This window comes from Hathewaya limosa, from assembly GCF_030815255.1.
GTDB lineage: Bacteria > Bacillota > Clostridia > Clostridiales > Clostridiaceae > Hathewaya > Hathewaya limosa.
Genome location: NZ_JAUSWN010000024.1, coordinates 19,164 through 39,892, shown reverse-complemented (window position 1 = coordinate 39,892; position 20,729 = coordinate 19,164). Strand labels below are relative to the sequence as shown.

Below are 20,729 nucleotides of genomic sequence, written 5' to 3'. Positions count from 1 at the left end.
TATTCATAAATATACATTTTTCTTTATATATATTGTTTATAAATTTTTCATTTAATTTTCACTACTCTATCTTTAATTAATATATTTTATATATAACACCCTTTAATTTTAATAACAGTTTTTTCAAAGTCCTCATTAGGCCATTCTTCTATTAGACTTTCATTAAATCTATCATCAGTATGTGATGATATCAAAATGTCTATCAACTGATCCTGTTTATAAATATTATTAACAACTATGGTGCTATGCTCATCTTCTATTTGGACAATATCTCCACGTTCTACTACTTTTAAATCATGACCAACCTCTGCTCTTAATCCTTTTCCAATTGTATTTAACTGCGCATATTTTCTAAACTCCATAACAGAAGTCCAAGAAGATGATCTGCCAATCCTTTCACTTGTACTATTATGTTCACTACTAAAATATTTCCATATATATGGTTTTTCCAAATCCATACTTATTCCCCCTGCATGAACACACTGAGAAGTAAAATTAGTACAATCTCCTCCTAAACCATGAAAATTTAAATACTTAGGATTAGTTTTATTCCACCATTTCCGTGCATATTCATAGGCTGCATTTCTATCATATTCTTTCCATTGATATTCTTGCCTAAGTTTAGACCCAATTTCACTTTTTTTAGTATGATCTTCTTTTAGTAAAACATTGTTATCACTTAAAAAATTTTTTCTATATAATTGGGCTTTTTCAAGTATTTCTTTTTTAACCTTATTTAAACTTAAAGTTAATTTTTCTAGATTTTCTTTAAATTTCTCATTATTAACTTCCATATGATTTTTACTTTCATTTAAGCATCTATTTTCGTTATAAAATAGACCACTCGCTTTTTCATAATTTTTATTTCTATGATCTTTAACTTCCTCTTGAAATAACTTTTTTATATGACTAATAAATCTATCTTTGTCATCATGTTCTATAATTTTATATTCCCTGCCTACCTTAGCTAATACAAAATTATGCTCTATACTTCCCATAGTATATAGAGGATATCCTCTATATTTATATTTAAAATTTTCTTTTACCATTAAGTTATAGGTATCTTCTATTTTTAAAAGATTGGTTATATGCAATTTAAACTTATAATTAGTTAAGCTATTATTTGCTCCTATCTGTTTTCTATAATCTACTAAAGTGTTAATTATGAATTCATTAATTTTACATGATTCCATTGCCTCATTTGTATCTATAAAAAAATCTTCATAAGTTTTACAATTTAATTTAGCTAGTGATTCATATCTTCTATGAAAATAACCTTCTAAGTTACTTAAAAGCATAGAAATATTCTCATTCATTTTATCACCTCAGTAATATTTTTTATTTTATTACTTTTGGAACCACAAAAAATTCTCCACTTTTATTTTTAGTATTTTTTAGTACACATTCTTTGTCCATTTCACTGCAAACTATATCTTCCCTAAGATTATTCTCCATATAATACGGATTAACTATTTCCTCCTCATTTTCTATATCAACTTTTTTTATTTTATCTATAAAGTCTACAAATTCATTTAATTCACCTATTACCCCTTGAATCTCATCATTATCAATATAAAGTTTGCACAATCCACACAAATAGTCCACAGTATTTTTAGAAATTTTCAAAATATTCATCCTTTCTGTTGATTATTATATTATTATGTTTATAACATTTAATTTGTTCTATCAATATATTTATACTTTAAATTTTAAATCCATTTTCTCAAACAAAGCCTTTTAAAAAATATAACTTGCAAAAATACAACAGCATCTTTGCAAGTTATTATACTACTTATTTATAGAATTTTTAAACTCCTCTTCGGAAATTATTTTTATTCCCAAAGATAGTGCCTTATCATATTTAGAACCCGGCTCTTTACCTACTAATACATAATCGGTTTTTTTACTTACACTTCCTGAAACTTTTGCACCTAATGATTCTAATTTTTCTTTTATCTCACTTCTTGAAAAAGATTCTAAACTTCCGGTTACAACTACAGTTTTACCTGTATAAGAACTTTCCTCATTTTCTTCTTCTTCATATGTTGGATTTACTCCAAGATTTAAAAGTTCTTTTATACTATTTTGAATTTTTTCGTCTTCAAAAAAATCTACAACACATTTAGCAACTATATCTCCTACATCTGGAATACAAACTAATTCTTCAAAACTTGCTTTTTGAATTGATTCTAATGTTTTAAATGTCTTAACTATATCTTTTGCTGTTTTCTTTCCCACATTTGGAATTCCTAATGCATATAGGAACGATGCTAAATTACATTGCTTACTACCTTCTATTGCATTTAATAAATTAGTAGCTTTCTTCTCTCCAAATCGTTCTAAGTTTAATAGTTCTTCTTTCTTTAATTTATATAATTCTGGTATAGATTTTATATTTAACTGTTCAAATAATTGCTCTGCAGTTTTTTCACTAAATCCTTCTATATTCATTCCTTCTCGACTTGCAAAATGTACTATACTCTTAACCATCTGTGGCTTACATGATAATGTATTTTCACAATAATAATGTGCCCCATCTAATCTTATTTCACTTCCACAACTTGGACATTTAGATGGTATTTTTATTTCTTCCAAGTTTTCATTATCTTCTACTACACCTAGTATTTCTGGGATAACATCATTAGAACGTCTAATTAAGACTGTTGATCCTATTTTAACACCTTTTCTTGATATATCCTCCATATTATTCAATGTAGCTCTTTTAACTGTAACTCCTCCAATTTCCACAGGCTCAAGTAATGCCGTTGGAGTTACTCTTCCGCTTCTTCCAACATTCCATTCTACATCTAGCAATTTAGTTTCAGCCTCTTCTGCCTTAAACTTATATGCAATAGCCCATTTAGGAAATTTTATAGTATATCCTAAAACTTCTCTTGTTTTTATATCATCAATAGCTATAACTATACCATCTATATCATAATTTAAATCTTCTCTAATATTTTTAATGTATTCAATTTCTTTTTCTATGTCTTCAATTGTCCTACATTCTCTTATATAATTATCTACTGGGAATCCTTGTTTTTTTGCAAAATCCAACATTTCCATATAAGTTTTAAAATTATGTCCATCTGCATATCCTATATCATAAAAGAAAGCTGATAAATTTCTTTTTCTAGTTTCAGCTACATTTAGATTTCTTAAAGCCCCTGCCGCACCATTTCGTAGATTTTTTAAAGGTACATCTGCTATTTTATTATATTTTTCAAATGCTTCCTTTGTCATAACAGCCTCACCATGAATTTCAAAAACAAATTCACTGTTTATTTTAAGAGGTACCGTATCTATAGTTTTTGCCTGTTCAGTTACATTTTCACCTATAATTCCTGTTCCTCTTGTAACTGCAGATACCATAATTCCTTCCGTATTATAAGTACAATTTATAGTAAGTCCATCAAATTTCTTAGTAACTATATATAATGGTTCTGGAAGTTTATCCTCATGTTCTGCATTATATTCTCTAATAGCTTTTAAATTTCTATTATGCCATTCTTTTAATCCTTCAATAGTTTGTGATTTATCTAAACTCCAAAGTGGTGCTAAATGTGTATGTTTTTCAAATTTAGATAGAACTTTATCTCCTATCCTTTGAGTTGGAGAATAAGGCAAAGTCTCCTTTGTCTCCTTCTCAAGTTCCACAAGTTTATCATATAATTTATCATATTCAGCATCAGATACTGATGGATTATCTAAAACATAGTATTCTTTTGCATACTGATTTAATTTATCTACTAAGTTTTTCATTTCTTCTATTTTATTATTTAAATCCATAGGTAAATTATCCCTCCATATTTATATTATAAAAGTTTTAACGGAGCTATATCTAAACTTAACTTCTTTATACCCATATTATCAAAAGCAATTGTAAGTAATGTTCCTGTACTTCCTTTTGATACCGCTACAATTGTTCCTTCACCAAAGGTTGGATGTTCAACTTTTCTACCTGCTATAGCCTCATTAGTATTAATAGTGGAATTACCTACCTTACTTGTATCCTTATTAATAAATGTTGAGTTATTAAATGGACTATGTGGATTAGTTGAAGTATATCCTCTAGAAGTACCTCTATTTTTTAATACATTTATACTTCTATTTTTTTCTCCACCAACCTTTTCTCTTAAATCCATTGGAACCTCATCTATAAAATCAGAAGGACTATAACATACTGTTCTACCAAACACCATACGATTTTCTGCTGAGGTCATATAAAGCTTTTCTTGTGCTCTCGTAATAGCAACATAACATAATCTTCTAGCCTCTTCCATTTCAGTAAAACTATTTAAACACATATCACTTGGGAAAATTCCATTTTCCATACCAACCATAAATACAACTGGGAATTCTAGTCCTTTTGAACTATGTATAGTCATCATTACTACAGTATCAGCTTCATCATCATAATTATCTACATCAGATACTAAAGTTACTTTTTCAAGAAAAGCAGATAAACTCTTATCCTCTGAATTTCTTTCAAAATCTACAGCCTCTGATACTAATTCTTTTAAATTCTCTATTCTGCTTTTATCTTCTATATCTTTAGAAGTTTGAAGTTCTTTTAAATATCCTGTTTTATCTAAAATTTCTTTTATAAGTTCAGATACTGTAAGATTTTCTTTGCTTAAAATAAATTCATTTATTAAACTAGTAAATTTGCTAATACAAGTTATATTTCTAGCTGTAAGTCCTGGTATAAATCCTGCATCTAAAAGACAACTAAATAAACATTCTCCTGTCATATTAGAAAAATCTATAACTTTACCTACAGTAGTTTCTCCTATACTTCTCTTTGGCACGTTTATTATTCTTTGTAAACTTACATCATCTAATGGATTATTTATAAGTTTTAAATATGCCATAATATCTTTTATTTCTTTTCTGTCATAGAATTTTAATCCACCTAATATTCTATATGGAATGGCATTCTTTCTTAAGGCTTCTTCAAATGTACGAGATTGAGAATTCATTCTGTATAAAATAGCAAAATCTTTATATTGCATATTTTCACTATTTCTTAATTCTTTAACTTGTTTAGCTACAAAATCAGCTTCATCTCTATCTGTGTAAGCTCTATAAACTTTTATTTTTTCTCCTTCTTCTTTTGTACTTTTGAGTACCTTAATCTTTCTTTGAGCATTATTTTTTATAACTTGATTTGCCGCATTTAAAATAGTGCTCTTTGAACGATAATTTTTTTCAAGTTTTACAACCTTAGCACCTGGAAAATCTTTTTCAAAGCCTAATATATTTTTTATATTAGCCCCTCTCCATTCATAAATACATTGGTCATCATCACCAACTACACATATATTATTATGTGCCTTAGCAAGTAACTTAATTAATTCATATTGTGACTCATTTGTATCTTGATACTCATCAACCATAATATATTTAAACTTTCTTTGGTAAAACTCTAATGTCTCAGGAACATTTTTAAAAAGTTTTACAGTATTAAAAATTAAATCATCAAAATCTAAAGCATTGTTACCTTTTAACTTATTTTGATATAAAACATAAACATCAGCAATTTTATTTTTTCTAAAATCACTCTCATTTTGAATTTTATAATCTTTTGCTGATATTAAATCATTTTTACATTGAGAAATTTTGCCTATGATTTCTCTGTCTGTAATATCCTTATCATTTATATTTAATTCTTTCATACATTGTTTTATTAACGTTTTTTGATCATAGGAATCATATATAGTAAAATTTTTGTTATATCCGATTTTATCTATCTCTCTTCTTAAAATTCTAACACATGTAGAGTGAAACGTAGAAATCCACATACTATTAGCAGCCTCTCCTACTAACTTTTCAACTCTTTCTCTCATTTCCCCAGCTGCCTTATTTGTAAAAGTAATAGCCAAAATTTCATATGGCTTAATATCTAAATCTTCTATCATATGTGCCATTCTATATGTTAAAACCCTTGTTTTTCCAGAACCTGCTCCCGCTAGAATTAATAGTGGTCCTTCTATAGTAGTAGCTGATTCATACTGTTCTTCATTTAAAAGGTTTTTTAAATCCATCTAATCACTCCTCATTTCACCTAGATTCGTTTAAATGCATATTAGTATTATACCATAATTAATTATTTTATAATCTTTTCGCCTAAGAATTATGAACTAAAGTTCGCATTTTTTTAGTATAAAAAAACAGTAGTTCAGGTTAGAACTGCTGCTTTTATTTATGTTCAATTCTCTCAAAAATAAGTTTATACCCATCACTACCGTAGCTTAAAGCTCTATTTACTCTACTTATAGTAGCGGTGCTTGCCCCTGTTTCTTCTGCTATATCCACATAAGTTTTCTTTTCAATTAACATCTTGGCTACTTGTAACCTTTGTTTTAATGCATTTATTTCATTTATAGTACATATATCTTCAAAGAATTTATAACATTCCTCTATATTTTCTAAACTTAAAATTGCCTTAAAAAGATAATCCATTTCATCACTTTTTAGTTTCGAACTAATTTTCATCTATAATCACTCCCAAGTTTAGTACTTATATTACTTTATGAACTACTTTAAATTATACTATACTCATTTACAGTGTAAAAGTAAATAATAAAAAATTAAGAGAAAGACATTCAAATTCCATAGTCCCTCTCTTATGACATTATATATTACTGTTAAACATATATATTTATTAAAAACATATGTTTATTTAATTCTATCGTATTATTTGATAACATTTAATCCAATAATAATTAATGCAAAAAGTAAAGCACTAACCTGAGTTATCCTTACTAATGTAGTTTCGTAAGTTCTAACTTTGTTTTTAGCAAAGTAGTTTTCATTTCCCCCTGAAATAATACTAGATATACCTTCACTTTTACTTGGTTGAAGCATTACTGCAACAGTTAATACAATAGATACTATTATTAAGGCTATAGTTAAAAACATTTTCATAACAACACCTCCTCACAACGTTAATTTACTTACATTAACTACTGATTATTTTATCACATTAATATTACTCTTACAATTTTATTATATCCATACAAAAATAAAACTAAAATATTATAATGCAATTTTTCTTTTCAATAATTTAATATTTTTATTAATTCCTATTTATATTTTTTACTATTAAAAAATAGCCATAGTATATTATTAAACTATGACTATTTTTAATTACATTTCTCTACAACAGTACATTATTCCTACACCAGTTATTAGGTTTAAAATAGCAATATATATATATGCTTTTGTAGATAACTCCACATTTAAATAATTAAAATCTGCAAATTCTTTTCTTTGAAAATTTCTTTTAATCATTGGATTAATATCTTCTATCACTTTTGTAAAATCACTTTTTAAATTAGCTTTAAGCATATAATTTCTTACATCAATTTTAAGTTTTTCAGATTTTTCGCTATCGGCCCAAGAAAAAGGATATGCCCATGTAACTTTTTCCCCTCTACTTCCAAAGCAAATTATAAAATCATTTTTATTACCACATTTCCAATAATCTTGTAATGCAAATCCGTAATCACTACTCTTATCTCCTAAATTAACAAATATTAAATTTATCTGTTTTTTATTAGAATTATTATTTAATTCAGAGTTAACCTTATTTAATGTTTCCATCACTTTATCTTTATTAGGTATTGATCCAATAAATCTATCTATTTCAATTAAGTTTTTCATTTCATTTGGATACTTAGGTAAATCTCTATATTTATCTAAATCAATATCTTTATGATTATATATAGAATATGAAGCTTGTACCTTATTTTCATAAGTATGTATGGACACAGTTTCTTTACCTATAGGATAAAATTTTAATAATTCTTCTTTAGTATTAGGAAATTTATCACTAAAACTAACTTTCCCATCTAAATCTTCATATACAGTAATCCATCCATTATCTGTTGTCTGTATTTTATTAATTGCCTTATGATGTTCTGTATATGCTGGTATAATTTTAATTTTTGTAATTGTATTTCCTTTACTATCAGTTGTTGTGTACGTTTCTTCTCTTTGTGGATGAAATTCATCCCATTCTTCCTTATGTTCTACATCTTCTATATTTCCCGACCAAACTTCCGTATCTATTATTTGATCATCTAAATCTATTAAATATACTATTCCTGTAATAAAAAATCCTATTATAAAAAATATTAATGTTAACTTAAACATATTTTTTTTATTAAAATAAAAACAAAATAAAAAAACAATGGTTCCTATTATAATAGTAGGTAAAAACATCATATAATCACCTACTTTAACTTAATTTCATCATCTTTTTTAGTATCAAAGGCTTTTTGTGTTCTATCACTTGTAATTATAAATTGATTGGTATCTTTAACTCTGTAATTTAGCAAAGTGGCAGTAATAAATTTTTTTCTTACATAAGTATTATATTCCCTAATAATATCACTCATTTGTTTTTGATTATTATTAAATGCATTTCTGCCAGATATTATCTCATTTTGTAAGTTAACAAAAACTGACTGATCTAATTGTGGGTTTTGCTCTTGAACCATTTTGAATAATAACTTCGAATCATTGTATCTTCCTGTAATTAAATCCTTATATACTTCTTTCATTTTTTCAGCCTGTAAATCAGTAACCTGTGTAGCTTCTTTAAACTTTTTCCACATGTTATCATATGAACTTTTATTACTTGAATATTGAGCATTTATTCTTTCCTCTAATGCAACCATTTTATTTCTATGCGATAATATGTTACCACCTACAAATAAAATCATTATAATACTTATAGTTATGAATATCATTAATGCTTTTTTCATGTATACTTACCTCCTAATATTGTTTAATTTTATTATTGAATAGTTGATTAAAAATTTTCTTATTTAACTTTAATAATTGCTTGAAAGATTACTATCTTGATTTTTAAATAGTATGTTTACTAGATTTAAATCTTATTTCACATTAATTTAAAATTGCAAATATTTTTCGATCTATTCATAACATTAGTAAAATAAAAACTTTCCCTTAATATGTTCTTAATACTTTAAATTTTGTTCAATCAAATCACTTACTTATATTCGTTATTTTCTATATATTCTTTAATAAAATACATTCTAAATATTTATAATCTTTGTACCATGTTCTTCTTTTATAAAATTGTAATAAAAAAACTTCCCTAAATTAAAACTATAAGTTTTTTAGGGAAGTTTCTTTTTTCATTGCATTAAAATATATTATTTTAGCATATTTAAATGACTACTTTATATTATAGAAGGCATTCATTCCTCTATATTCAGCCATATCGCCTAGTTCTTCTTCTATTCTTAATAATTGATTATATTTTGCTACTCTTTCAGATCTTGCTGGAGCTCCTGTTTTAATTTGTCCTGCATTAACAGCAACAACTAAATCAGCTATAGTTGTATCTTCTGTTTCACCTGATCTATGAGAAATAACTGCTGTATATCCAGCTCTTTCTGCCATTTCTATTGCATTTAAAGTTTCAGTTAACGTACCAATCTGATTTAATTTTATTAAAATAGAATTAGCAGTTTTTGTTTCTATTCCTTTAGATAATCTCTTAGTATTTGTTACAAATAAATCATCACCAACTAATTGGATTTTTGATCCTAACTTATCAGTCATGATCTTCCATCCTTCCCAATCTTCCTCTGCCATACCATCTTCAATTGAGATAATTGGATATTTTTCAACTAAATCAACATAGAAATCTACCATTTGTGCTGGATTTAAAGTTTTTCCTTCACCTGTCAATTCATACATTTTTGTTTCTTCGTTGAAGAATTCAGATGATGCTGGATCTAAAGCTATAAATATTTCTTTTCCTGGTTTGTATCCTGCTTTTTCTATAGCTTCTATAATAACAGATATTGCTTCTTCATTTGATTGTAAGTTTGGAGCAAATCCACCTTCGTCACCTACACCAGTAGACATTCCTTTTGATTTTAATAAGGCTTTTAATGCATGATAAACCTCAGCACACATTCTTAATGCATCACTAAAGTTTTCAGCTCCAACTGGCATAATCATAAATTCTTGTAAATCTACATTATTATCAGCATGCTTACCACCATTCATTATGTTCATCATTGGAACTGGTAGTACTTTTCCGTTAACTCCACCAACATATTGGTATAGACTTAATCCTAATGCTTCAACTGCAGCTCTTGCACAAGCCAAAGAAACTCCTAAAGTAGCATTTGCTCCTAGTTTTCCTTTGTTTTCAGTACCATCTAATTCTATCATAGTTTTATCTATTGAAACTTGATCTAAAACATTCATACCAACTAGTTCTTCTGCAATAATATTATTTACATTATTAACAGCATTTAAAACACTCTTACCATTATAATAAGATTTATCTCCATCTCTTAATTCAACAGCTTCAAACATTCCTGTTGATGCACCTGATGGAACTGCAGCTCTTCCTACTGTACCATCTTCTAAATAAACTTCTACCTCAATTGTTGGAAATGCTCTTGAATCTAAAACTTGTCTTGCATGAATATCAATAATTTCAATGTATTTTTTCATAACTTTTCCCTCCAAAATATATGTTTATATATTATAAAAATTTTTCTTTTATGATTTAAACTAAAAATAATATTCTACTTAACAAAATTATTTAATTAAACACTCACCATTCATTTCTTTAGGTTGCTCAATATTCATAACCTTTAAAATAGTAGGTGCTATATCCGCTAACTTCCCATTTTTAGCTAATTTGCCATTTTTACCTTCTTTAGATACCCAAATAAATGGTACCTTATTAGTTGTATGAGATGTCATAGGTTTTCCTGTAGAAAAATCTATCATCTGTTCACTGTTACCGTGATCTGCTGTAATAAATACAGTTCCTTCTTTATCCAATACACTTTTAATAACTTTTCCTAGGCAATTATCTACAGTTTCTATGGCTTTTATTGCAGCATTAACAACTCCTGTATGTCCTACCATATCTGGATTAGCATAATTTAAAATAATAAGATCATACTTATCCTCTTTAAGTGCATCTAAAAGCTTATTTGTAACTTCATTAGCACTCATCTCAGGCTGTAAATCATAAGTTGCTACTTTAGGGGAATTAATAAGGATTCTATCTTCATCCTTATTAGGTTCTTCAACTCCACCATTAAAGAAAAATGTAACATGAGCATATTTTTCTGTTTCGGCGATTCTAAGTTGTTTTTTTCCCATTTTACTTACATATTCACCAAGGGTATTTTCATATTTCTCTGGTGGATAAACTACTGTCACATTTTCAATAGTTTTATCATATTGAGTCATACATACAAAATTTAAATTTAATGTTTCTCTACTAAATCCATTAAATTCTTTATCATTTAATGCTCTAGTTAATTGTCTTGCTCTGTCTGGTCTAAAGTTATAAAAGATAACTGTATCTCCATTTTTTATTTTAGTAATAGGAGTTTCATCCTTTACAATAACTGTTGGAAGAACAAATTCATCACCTTTATTTAGATGATACGAATTTTCTACTGCTTCTATTGCAGATGTAGCTTTTTCTCCTTCACCTAAAACCATTGCTCTATATGCAAGTTCTTCTCTTTCCCATCTTTTATCTCTATCCATGGCATAATATCTACCTTCTACGGTAGCAATCTCTCCTACACCTAATTGATCCATGTAAGATTCTATTTCTTTAATATACTTTTCTGCAGATCTTGGTGGCACATCTCTACCATCCAAAATTGCATGCACATAAACTTTTTTAGCATTCATATCTTTTGTAAGTTTCAAAAGTGCCTTTAAATGCTCTATATGAGAATGTACTCCACCATCTGATAAAAGACCTAAAAGATGAATTGATGAATTTTTTTCTATGGATTTTTGTATTGCTTCTATTAAAACTTTTTTGTTGAAAAATTCACCATTTTCTATATCCTTGCTTATACCTGTTAAAGCTTGGTACATTATTCTTCCTGCACCTATATTTAAATGTCCAACTTCTGAATTACCCATTTGTCCTTTTGGTAATCCTACACTTAAACCACTAGCTTCTAAGGCTGTATGGGCATAATTATTATAATAGTAATCAAAATTTGGCTTTTTTGAAAGTCTTACTGCATTCCCATCTTCATAATCTGAAAGACCAAAACCATCTAAAATCATTAACATAACAGGTTTTTTTGCCATCTTATTTCCTCCTGCTTATATGGATTAGGCATTGTATTTTACTATCTTAGAAAAATCTTCTGCTTTAAGACTAGCTCCACCAACTAATCCTCCATCTATATCTGATTTATTCATTTGTTCATTTATAGTAGAAGGTTTTACAGAACCTCCATATAATATTCTAACTTTTTCTGAAACTTCAACACCATATAAATTTTTAACAACATCTCTTATAAATTTAATTGTATTATTAGCTTCATCTGCTGTAGCAGTTTTACCAGTTCCTATAGCCCAAATAGGCTCATATGCTATAACCATATTTTCTACATCTTCAGCTTTTAATCCATGTAAATCTAACTTTATTTGTTTCCCTATAACTTCCATTGTAATGTTTGATTCCTTTTCTTCCAAGGTTTCTCCAACACAAAGTATAGGAATAATTTTATGCTCAAATGCAGCTTTCAACTTCTTATTTACTGTAAAATCTGTCTCATTAAAATATTGTCTTCTTTCACTGTGTCCTATAATTACATATTGAACCCCAATCTCATTTAACATACTTGGTGAAATTTCACCTGTAAAAGCACCCTTTTCTTCAAAATGCATGTTTTGGGCTCCAACTTTAATATTAGTACCTTTTACTTCCTCTATTACTCTTCCTAGGCTTAAAAAACTTGGACAAACTATAACTTCTGCATCGGCACCCTCTACAAGTTGTTTTAATCCTTTAACAAGTGATACCGCTTCCTCTATAGTATTATGCATTTTCCAATTTCCAGCTATAATAGGCTTTCTCATAATTAATACACCTCTTTAATCTAGTAAGTTATTTTATTTATGTCTACTCTCTTCAATAATGCGTAAATTAACATTATTATATCATTTAAAGCAGCAAAAGATAAGCTACATAGAAATTAAATAATATAGCTTATCTTTTCAACTATTAATTATTTTTCACTTAAAACTGTAATTCCTGGAAGTTCTTTACCCTCTAAAAATTGTAATGAAGCTCCTCCTCCAGTTGAAATATGAGTCATCTTATCTCCAAAACCTAGATTATTAACTGCAGCTGCACTATCGCCTCCACCTATGATAGTTGTTGCATTAGTTTCGCTTAAAGCTTTAGCCATAGCAATTGTACCTTTAGCGAATTTTTCAAATTCAAAAACACCTAGTGGTCCGTTCCATATAATCGTTTTAGCACTTTTTACTGCGTCTCCAAAAAGTTCCCTAGTTTTTGGTCCTATATCTAGTCCCATACAATCATCAGCTATATTTCTATCCTGTGTAATTATAGGTTCTGCATCTGCTGAAAACTCTTTAGCTGTAACAAAATCTATTGGTAATAATAGTTTAACCCCTTTTTCTTCAGCTTTTTTAATCATATCTAAAGCATATGACATCTTATCTTCTTCCAATAATGAAGTTCCTATACTATATCCTTGAGCTTTTAAGAATGTATATGCCATACCTCCACCTATAATTAGAGTATCAACTTTATCTAAAAGGTTGTTTATAACATTTATCTTATCTGAGACTTTAGCACCACCTAAAATAGCCACAAAAGGTCTTTCTGGATTTTCTATAGCATCTCCTAAGAATTTTAATTCTTTTTCAATTAAATATCCACAAGCTGCTTCATCTATATATTTTGCAACACCTACTGTAGAACAATGTGCTCTATGTGCTGTTCCGAATGCATCATTAACAAATACTTCTGCCAAAGAAGCTAATTCTTTTGAAAAGTTCTCTTCATTTTTAGTTTCTTCTTTTCTATAACGAGTATTTTGTAATAAAACTATATCCCTATCTTGCATATTTTCTATAATTTTTTTTGCATTTTCTCCTACAACCTTATCATCATCTGCAAAAATAACTGTCTTATTTAATAATTCTGAAAGTCTTTTAGCCACAGGTGCTAATGTAAGTTCTGGTTTAGCTTCTCCCTTTGGTTTACCCAAATGAGAACATAAAATAACTTTTGCATTATTTTCAATCAAATACTTAATTGTTGGTAATGCCCCTAATAATCTATTTTCATCGGTAATCTTGCCATCTTTTAAAGGTACATTAAAATCACATCTAACTAAAACCTTTTTTCCTTTAACATTTATATCTTCCACAGTTTTTTTATTTAATTTCATAAGGTTTCCTCCTAAAATATTAATACATTATTAAACTTATTTTATGCCAAATATGTAAAATCTATTTGAAAAATTATGTTCTAATATTTACAAAAGTCTAGTTTTATAGAGAACTACAAAACTAGACTTTTTAATTCTATAATACACCTTTTTAATTAAATAACATACTCTAATAGTGTTCTCTTTGGATATATTATATCATAATTATAATCTATCTGCTATATATTTTGCTAAATCAGCTAATCTATTTGAGTAACCCCATTCATTGTCATACCAAGCAACAACCTTAACAAGATTCTTGCCAGATACCATAGTTGATAATCCGTCAACTATTGAAGATCTTTCATCTCCTCTATAATCTATTGAAACTAGTGGTTCATCTGAATATCCTAATATTCCTTTTAATTCACCTTCTGCTGCTTTCTTAAATGCCGCATTTATTTCCTCAGCTGTAGCTTCTTTAGAAATTTCACACACTAAATCTGTAATAGATACAGTTGGAGTTGGAACTCTAACTGCCATACCATTTAATTTTCCTTTAAGTTGTGGTAAAACTAATGCAACAGCCTTTGCAGCACCTGTAGTTGTTGGAATCATAGATTCAGCAGCAGCTCTAGCTCTTCTTAAATCCTTATGAGGAGCATCTAATATTTTTTGATCATTTGTATATGAGTGAATAGTTGTCATTAATCCACTTACTATTCCAAACTCTCTATCTAAAATTTTAGCAAATGGTGCTAAACAGTTTGTTGTACAAGATGCATTTGAAATAATATTGTGTTTTGCTGAATCATATTCTTCCTCATTAACACCTAAAACAACTGTAATATCTTCATTTTTAGCAGGTGCAGAAATTATAACTTTTTTAGCTCCACCTTCTATATGTGCTTTAGCTTTTTCAGCATCAGTAAATAATCCTGTACATTCTAATACTATATCTGCTCCTATTTTTCCCCATGGAAGGTTTTTAGGGTCTCTTTCTGCATAAATTCTAATTTCATTTCCATTAACAACTATTGAATCTTCTTTAGCTTCAACTGTTCCATCAAACTTTCCATATAAAGAATCATATTTTAAAAGATGAGCTAATGTAGCTGGGCTTGTTAAATCGTTAATTCCTACTACTTCTATATCATTGCTATAATTATTTAAAAGTGCTTTAAATACATTTCTACCTATTCTTCCAAATCCATTTATACCTATTTTGACCATGCTAAATTCCTCCTCAATAATTTAAATATCTATCTTAATTTATTATCTTCTTTTTTTTCAATTATATTTAATATTTTTTCAGCAGTTCCTTCATCAGTAACTAAAACTGCCTTTGTTTTATCTTTTAAACTACCTATAATAGCCTCTGCCTTATCTTTATTAGATGCAACTGCTATTAACGACTTCATTTTTTTTGTATCTTCATCAGTAATTCCTACTGTAGAATGTTTATAAATTATATTTCCATGAATATCATAATAATTTCCTAATGCCTCACCAACGGCACCCTTAGTTAAGATTTCTTCTATTGTATCTTGTGAAAGTTCTCTTTTTTTGCCCATTACATCTGCTCTGCCAATTCCATATATTAGAACATCTGAATTTTTAATTGAGTCAACGACTTCCTGAATACTTTTTTCCTCTAACATAGTTTTTAATGCATTGTCACTAAGATTATCTGGTACATGAAGTAATTTATAATTAGCAGAAATTTTTTCTGCCAATTTTGCAGCTAATGTATTTGCCTGAATTTCAACATCTCTTCCCATACCACCTCTTGCTGGTATTACTAATAAATCATTACACTTATTAGTCTTTGGCATACTATCTACCACTTCTTTAACTGTGTTTCCACCGGTTAAGGCAATAGTAAGTTTATCTGATAAAATATCTCTTAAATATAGTGCTGCAACTCTTCCTACTTCTTTTAAAATACTAGAATCTTTTTCATAATCTCCAGGAACAATATAAACATCCTTAATATTAAGATAAGATTTTATGTTTTTTTCTTTATCATTCAATCCTTTTACTTCATGAATAAAATCTTGAAGAGAATTTATAATCTCTTCTCCTTCTTTTGTTATATACATTCCTTCATTATATATATTAATAAGTTCTTGAGACTTTAAAAAGTTAACTTCATTTCTTATAGTTCTTTCCCCTAGTGCTAAGTTATTTGCAAGAACTCTTCTACCTACGGGTTGATTATATTTAATTGATCTTAAAATAGAATACCTTTTTTGTAAAAGCTCTAAAAGCTCTGGTACTATTTTTTTTTGTAATTTCAATATATCCATAATAAACACCTCTTTGGAACTTTTTAGTCCCATGCTATTATTTCTGTTCCCACTTATATTATACTTTATATTATAAATTTGTCCAACATTTTTTATTAATTTTAAGAATTTTTTTTATTAATTTTTTATTCTAAGTCAATATTTATAAAAATAGCTGTTTTTTACTAATAAATTGTATTTATTCATAATATATCTTATACCTTTAATAAAAAAAGATTATCTCATATTTAATATTATTAATAAGATAATCTTTTACTTTTATTATTTACTTATTTATTTTTTAAATACATGATTAAATTGCTTTTTACCAATTTCTAATTTATCTGATAACTCTTTTTTCATTCTCTTATTCTCTAATTGGTATACTAAATCATCTCCCATTTTAATAGTTTTCTGGATCATTTCTTTATTATCATAAAATTTATGATCAACAGTAAATTGCTCTAAACATTTTATGATATAAATTGCACCTACTTCATTTGAAGATAAGGTATTTAAAAATTCAATCAATTGATTTTCTAGTTCTTGCGCATATACCTTAACACACTCATTAGCTTCAACTTTTAAAAGATTACTTACCTTTTGTTTAGCATTTTCTATATTAGCGTAATCTCTATATTGTTTTGCCAATTCTATAGATTCATTAGCTTTCTTCATATTTGTTTGTTGAAAAACATCTAATACCGAAGACCACGTACTTATGTACGGAGTATTACCACCATAAGTTTTAAACTCATTTATATACTGTCTTGCTTTATTAATATTTTCTTGTGATATACTCTTAAACAATTCTCCTCTATAACAAATCAAACTATAAAATTGTTCGAATAAATATTGTTGTGCTGTATCTACTTGTTTAGAAAATTCTTCCCTATATGCTTTCATCCATCCTGGAGTCAACTTTGCTATATTTTCTCTAGCTTCATTAATTGAAACTTGATTTTTATATTTTTTAACATTGATTACTGAATCATAAGCATTTCTATAAACAACATTCCAATCTATTTCATCCGCTTTTACTGTTTCTATAGTTGATAAAGCACTTATAGTTGCCAAACTTCCTGCTAAAAATAGACTCAAAATTTTATTACTTTTTTTAAACATAAAAAACTTCCCCCTATTTTGATTGTTTTATGTATAAATTATATCATTAATTATTATATAGGATATATATAGAAAAAAGTAATTTATTTTTGTGTATAATTTAATATACATATTTTTATTTTTGAATAAATAAAAAAAAGACTGCCATACTTTATGGCAATCTTTTTATATAAGATATTACATGAATTCTGCTTTCTTTAATACTTCTGCAGCTTTTTCACCTTCATCATCTGCAACTAGGATTACAGGTCCTGTACATCCCATTCCACTTTCAGAATAAATTCCTTCTTTCCATAATGCTTTACAAGCATTTTCAAGCTCAAGAATATCTATTCCTGGAATAGCATAAGTTACAACTTTTTTAGGTGGCATTTTTATTTCTTCTTCAGCAGCTGGAGCTTTTTTCTTAGTTACTTTATCAATTGAAGCTTGTAATCCAGCTTTTTTAGCTTTTTTGAACTCATCTTTTGCAATACCTAAAACATTGTTTTTAGCACAGCTTGCACAATATCTTAAAGCCTCTGCAATTAGAGGAGCACCTGATGCTCTTGAAACTATGTTAACTAATTTATCATAGCTTGAACCAATTCCTGGACCATATCCAGCACCTACTGTTTCGTATCCCCCACCTGTTGTGAATGATGCAAACATTTTGACAAGTAAGTTTCCTGTTAATGAGTCACAAACCATAACATCTGGAGTACCTGCAAGTAGGTCATTACCTCTCATTACAGCCCCACCATCTGCTCTTAATGAATCTGCAAACTCAAATTCATATCCATTTTCTTTTACTTCTTTAAGAATTCTTTCAGTTTGTCTAACACCTTCAACATTTAAAAGACCTACTTTAGGATTCTTGATTCCAAGTGCTTTAGCTACTGCTATACCAGATATAGCATTCATAGTCATTCCTTCAACTCTATTAGTTGAAGTTGTACCAGTAGTTGTAGCTAAAATCATTTCTCTACCTTTACCTGGAGTTGTTACTTTACCTACTGTAGAAACACCGATTGGAAAGTCAAAGTGTTGAGTTACACAACCATCTATTGCTCCACTTTCAAGTAATTCTACCATTTTTTCATGTCCTTCTTCTGGAGTTGCAACTTCTACAACCTCGAAGTCAGCATCTACTTTGCTACCAATTAAAACTATATCAAAATCATTATATTTAGATTTAGCAAGTTCAGCAGCTTTAACCATCTCTTCTACACCATGTTCAGAACCTAAAATAGTTAAACCTATTCTTACTCTCTTGCCAAAACTTCCGCTTTTTATTCCTTCAGCTATGTCATTAAAAACACCAGCTATCATTTTCTTTGCAGCTTCTTGGCTCATGAATTCCACCTCTTCTCTATTTAAGGATTATTAATTTTCTTCTTTCATTAAGAATTGAGCAAAATCTTTCATTGCATCTGCAACCATTGATTTAACTTCTTCTTTATCTAATCCGTTGTTTTCTTCAACTACTCCACTATTTTTTTCTATAACCATAGAAATACCATCAAATAGGTTAGTCATTCTTCCTAGGAATAAACTTCCTTTACCAATTATCATGAAGTTATTTAATTCACCATTTTTGATTTTTTCTATTCCATGTCCTACGATAGGTACTCCTGATGGAATATGTCCTTGTGTTGGAGCAAATCCTGGATATCCATGAGATGTAATGAATCCTGGTAATTCTTTTCTATCTAATTGACCAGTCTTAACAGCTAATGCTCCTATCATTTTGTAGTTTTGAGTTGGAACATCTCCAGCTCCTGCTGGTTCAGTCATTTCTGGAATTTGTAATTCTGGAGCAAATTTATCTATATCAGTAATTTTTAAATCATTGTTTGTTAATGGATCTAAAACAAGTGCTTGTAGTACAGCTTGTGGAGCAGCACCGTGTCCAATTGTATGTCTTCCGATTATATCAGTTCTAATAACTGGACTTACACCATCATTTTCAGAAATTAATATAGCAAATCCACCTAAACAATCCTCTAATACTGGCATTTCTTTACCAACATGAGATTTACCATTCATACCTAATTTAGCAGTACATCCACCTGCAACAACAACTACATGTTTGTAAGTACCAGCTTTAACTAATGAAGCAGCATTTACTAATGAATGAGATGGTCCTGCACAGAATCCTCTCATATCTATTCCTGTTGCACCAGTTAAACCAACAACTTCACCAATAGCTTTAGCAAGGTTACCGCCACCTCTTTGGTTCATATCACCAATAGCTTCTTCTGAACATTCAACAATGTATCCAATTTCTTCAACTGGTACATCTAATCCATCAACTAAGTAAGCTAAAGATAAAACTGAAGTAGCTTTACCAGCTAAGTTTTCTAACATATATTCAGCAGATAAGTTTTCATCAACTTCATGTGCTCTTTTAACACAACCAACAAGCTTCTCACCTTGGTATAATCCTTCAGCACCTTTATTATTTACTAGCTCTTCTATAACTGATACTTCGTCACCATCTTCGATAGCAGCTGCTTTTTCAGCTAATAATTTGTGGCTAGCTAATTTTTCTTTAACTACTTTTGTGAATTCTTTTTCTAAGATTACTAATTCAAAAACGTCTACTATTTTCATTAATCCATAGAATTCATCTTCTGGCATAATTTCACCGAATTTACCAAATCTATTAGAATTTTCAGCATTTTTATCATACCATGGTTTTGGCATTGCTTGTAATTCTTCTGGAGTCATGTTACCAATGTAAACTTGGTTTGGAGCATATCCTACTGTTGATTCGTAACTTCTTAGATGTGAATTTAATCCTTTTAGATAATCAGAATTTGGATTTGTCTTTCTTTCAACTGTTTGTGTAGTACCGTTATGTATTACCATATTTGGAGTGTGTGCTAATACATAAGCAGCTTTTTTAATAACTGGAAAACTCATATTGTTAACCTCCTCATAGATAAAAAACTCATTTATTTTCAATTATATAAATTTTTTTATATATACAATCTACTTTACATAATATTACCTTCTATAGGCTTTTATGAAAATTATTATTAAATTGTATAAAGTACATTGTATAAATAATTAGGGAACACAAAGTTCCCTAATTATT

General features: G+C 28.4%; 17 protein-coding genes. All 17 read right to left on the bottom strand.

Annotation, left to right across the window (positions count from 1 at the left end; all coding sequences use genetic code 11):
* Positions 1-86: 86 nt before the first annotated feature.
* The 17 genes from QOZ93_RS11970 to grdC all read right to left on the bottom strand — a co-directional run bounded on the left by QOZ93_RS11970 (position 87) and on the right by grdC (position 20,554).
* The gene (locus tag QOZ93_RS11970; protein WP_307356731.1) at positions 87-1,316 is read right to left on the bottom strand and encodes an amidase domain-containing protein; all 1,230 of its coding nucleotides are present in this window, start codon (positions 1,314-1,316) and stop codon (positions 87-89) included.
* A gap of 22 nt (positions 1,317-1,338) precedes the next feature.
* Positions 1,339-1,626, bottom strand: coding sequence for an Asp-tRNA(Asn)/Glu-tRNA(Gln) amidotransferase subunit GatC (gene gatC / locus QOZ93_RS11965; RefSeq protein WP_162630335.1), 288 nt, complete (start codon positions 1,624-1,626; stop codon positions 1,339-1,341).
* A 162-nt stretch (positions 1,627-1,788) separates the two neighbouring features.
* Positions 1,789-3,789 (bottom strand): NAD-dependent DNA ligase LigA, encoded by a 2,001-nt coding sequence (gene ligA, locus QOZ93_RS11960; RefSeq protein ID WP_307356729.1) that lies wholly within the window; start codon positions 3,787-3,789, stop codon positions 1,789-1,791.
* 26 nt (positions 3,790-3,815) lie between these two features.
* Positions 3,816-6,047: a DNA helicase PcrA gene (gene pcrA / locus QOZ93_RS11955; RefSeq protein ID WP_307356728.1), complete on the bottom strand. Its 2,232-nt coding sequence runs from the start codon at positions 6,045-6,047 to the stop codon at positions 3,816-3,818.
* A 154-nt stretch (positions 6,048-6,201) separates the two neighbouring features.
* Complete coding sequence (locus QOZ93_RS11950; protein WP_307356727.1) at positions 6,202-6,498, bottom strand: YerC/YecD family TrpR-related protein; 297 nt, start codon at positions 6,496-6,498, stop codon at positions 6,202-6,204.
* 201 nt (positions 6,499-6,699) lie between these two features.
* Entirely contained in the window at positions 6,700-6,930 is a 231-nt protein-coding gene (gene secG / locus QOZ93_RS11945; RefSeq protein ID WP_111941008.1) for a preprotein translocase subunit SecG, read from the bottom strand.
* A 222-nt stretch (positions 6,931-7,152) separates the two neighbouring features.
* Entirely contained in the window at positions 7,153-8,232 is a 1,080-nt protein-coding gene (locus QOZ93_RS11940) for a hypothetical protein (protein WP_307356725.1), read from the bottom strand.
* Between the two features lie 8 nt (positions 8,233-8,240).
* On the bottom strand, positions 8,241-8,774 hold the full coding sequence (locus QOZ93_RS11935) for a hypothetical protein (RefSeq protein ID WP_307356724.1): 534 nt from the start codon (positions 8,772-8,774) through the stop codon (positions 8,241-8,243).
* Between the two features lie 436 nt (positions 8,775-9,210).
* Positions 9,211-10,509, bottom strand: coding sequence for a phosphopyruvate hydratase (gene eno, locus QOZ93_RS11930; RefSeq protein WP_307356722.1), 1,299 nt, complete (start codon positions 10,507-10,509; stop codon positions 9,211-9,213).
* Between the two features lie 87 nt (positions 10,510-10,596).
* On the bottom strand, positions 10,597-12,132 hold the full coding sequence (gpmI, locus tag QOZ93_RS11925) for a 2,3-bisphosphoglycerate-independent phosphoglycerate mutase (RefSeq protein WP_307356721.1): 1,536 nt from the start codon (positions 12,130-12,132) through the stop codon (positions 10,597-10,599).
* A gap of 24 nt (positions 12,133-12,156) precedes the next feature.
* Complete coding sequence (gene tpiA, locus QOZ93_RS11920; RefSeq protein ID WP_307356720.1) at positions 12,157-12,909, bottom strand: triose-phosphate isomerase; 753 nt, start codon at positions 12,907-12,909, stop codon at positions 12,157-12,159.
* 149 nt (positions 12,910-13,058) lie between these two features.
* Entirely contained in the window at positions 13,059-14,255 is a 1,197-nt protein-coding gene (locus tag QOZ93_RS11915) for a phosphoglycerate kinase (RefSeq protein WP_307356718.1), read from the bottom strand.
* A 204-nt stretch (positions 14,256-14,459) separates the two neighbouring features.
* Positions 14,460-15,467 (bottom strand): type I glyceraldehyde-3-phosphate dehydrogenase, encoded by a 1,008-nt coding sequence (gene gap / locus QOZ93_RS11910; RefSeq protein ID WP_307356716.1) that lies wholly within the window; start codon positions 15,465-15,467, stop codon positions 14,460-14,462.
* A gap of 29 nt (positions 15,468-15,496) precedes the next feature.
* Positions 15,497-16,546 (bottom strand): sugar-binding transcriptional regulator, encoded by a 1,050-nt coding sequence (locus tag QOZ93_RS11905; protein WP_111944341.1) that lies wholly within the window; start codon positions 16,544-16,546, stop codon positions 15,497-15,499.
* Between the two features lie 270 nt (positions 16,547-16,816).
* A complete protein-coding gene (locus QOZ93_RS11900; protein ID WP_307356714.1) occupies positions 16,817-17,647 on the bottom strand; it encodes a hypothetical protein in 831 nt (276 codons plus the stop codon).
* A gap of 177 nt (positions 17,648-17,824) precedes the next feature.
* Positions 17,825-18,982, bottom strand: coding sequence for a glycine/sarcosine/betaine reductase complex component C subunit alpha (gene grdD, locus QOZ93_RS11895; RefSeq protein WP_307356712.1), 1,158 nt, complete (start codon positions 18,980-18,982; stop codon positions 17,825-17,827).
* 30 nt (positions 18,983-19,012) lie between these two features.
* Positions 19,013-20,554, bottom strand: a complete 1,542-nt coding sequence (grdC, locus tag QOZ93_RS11890) for a glycine/sarcosine/betaine reductase complex component C subunit beta (protein ID WP_307356711.1) — start codon at positions 20,552-20,554, stop codon at positions 19,013-19,015.
* Between the last annotated feature and the right edge of the window lie 175 nt (positions 20,555-20,729).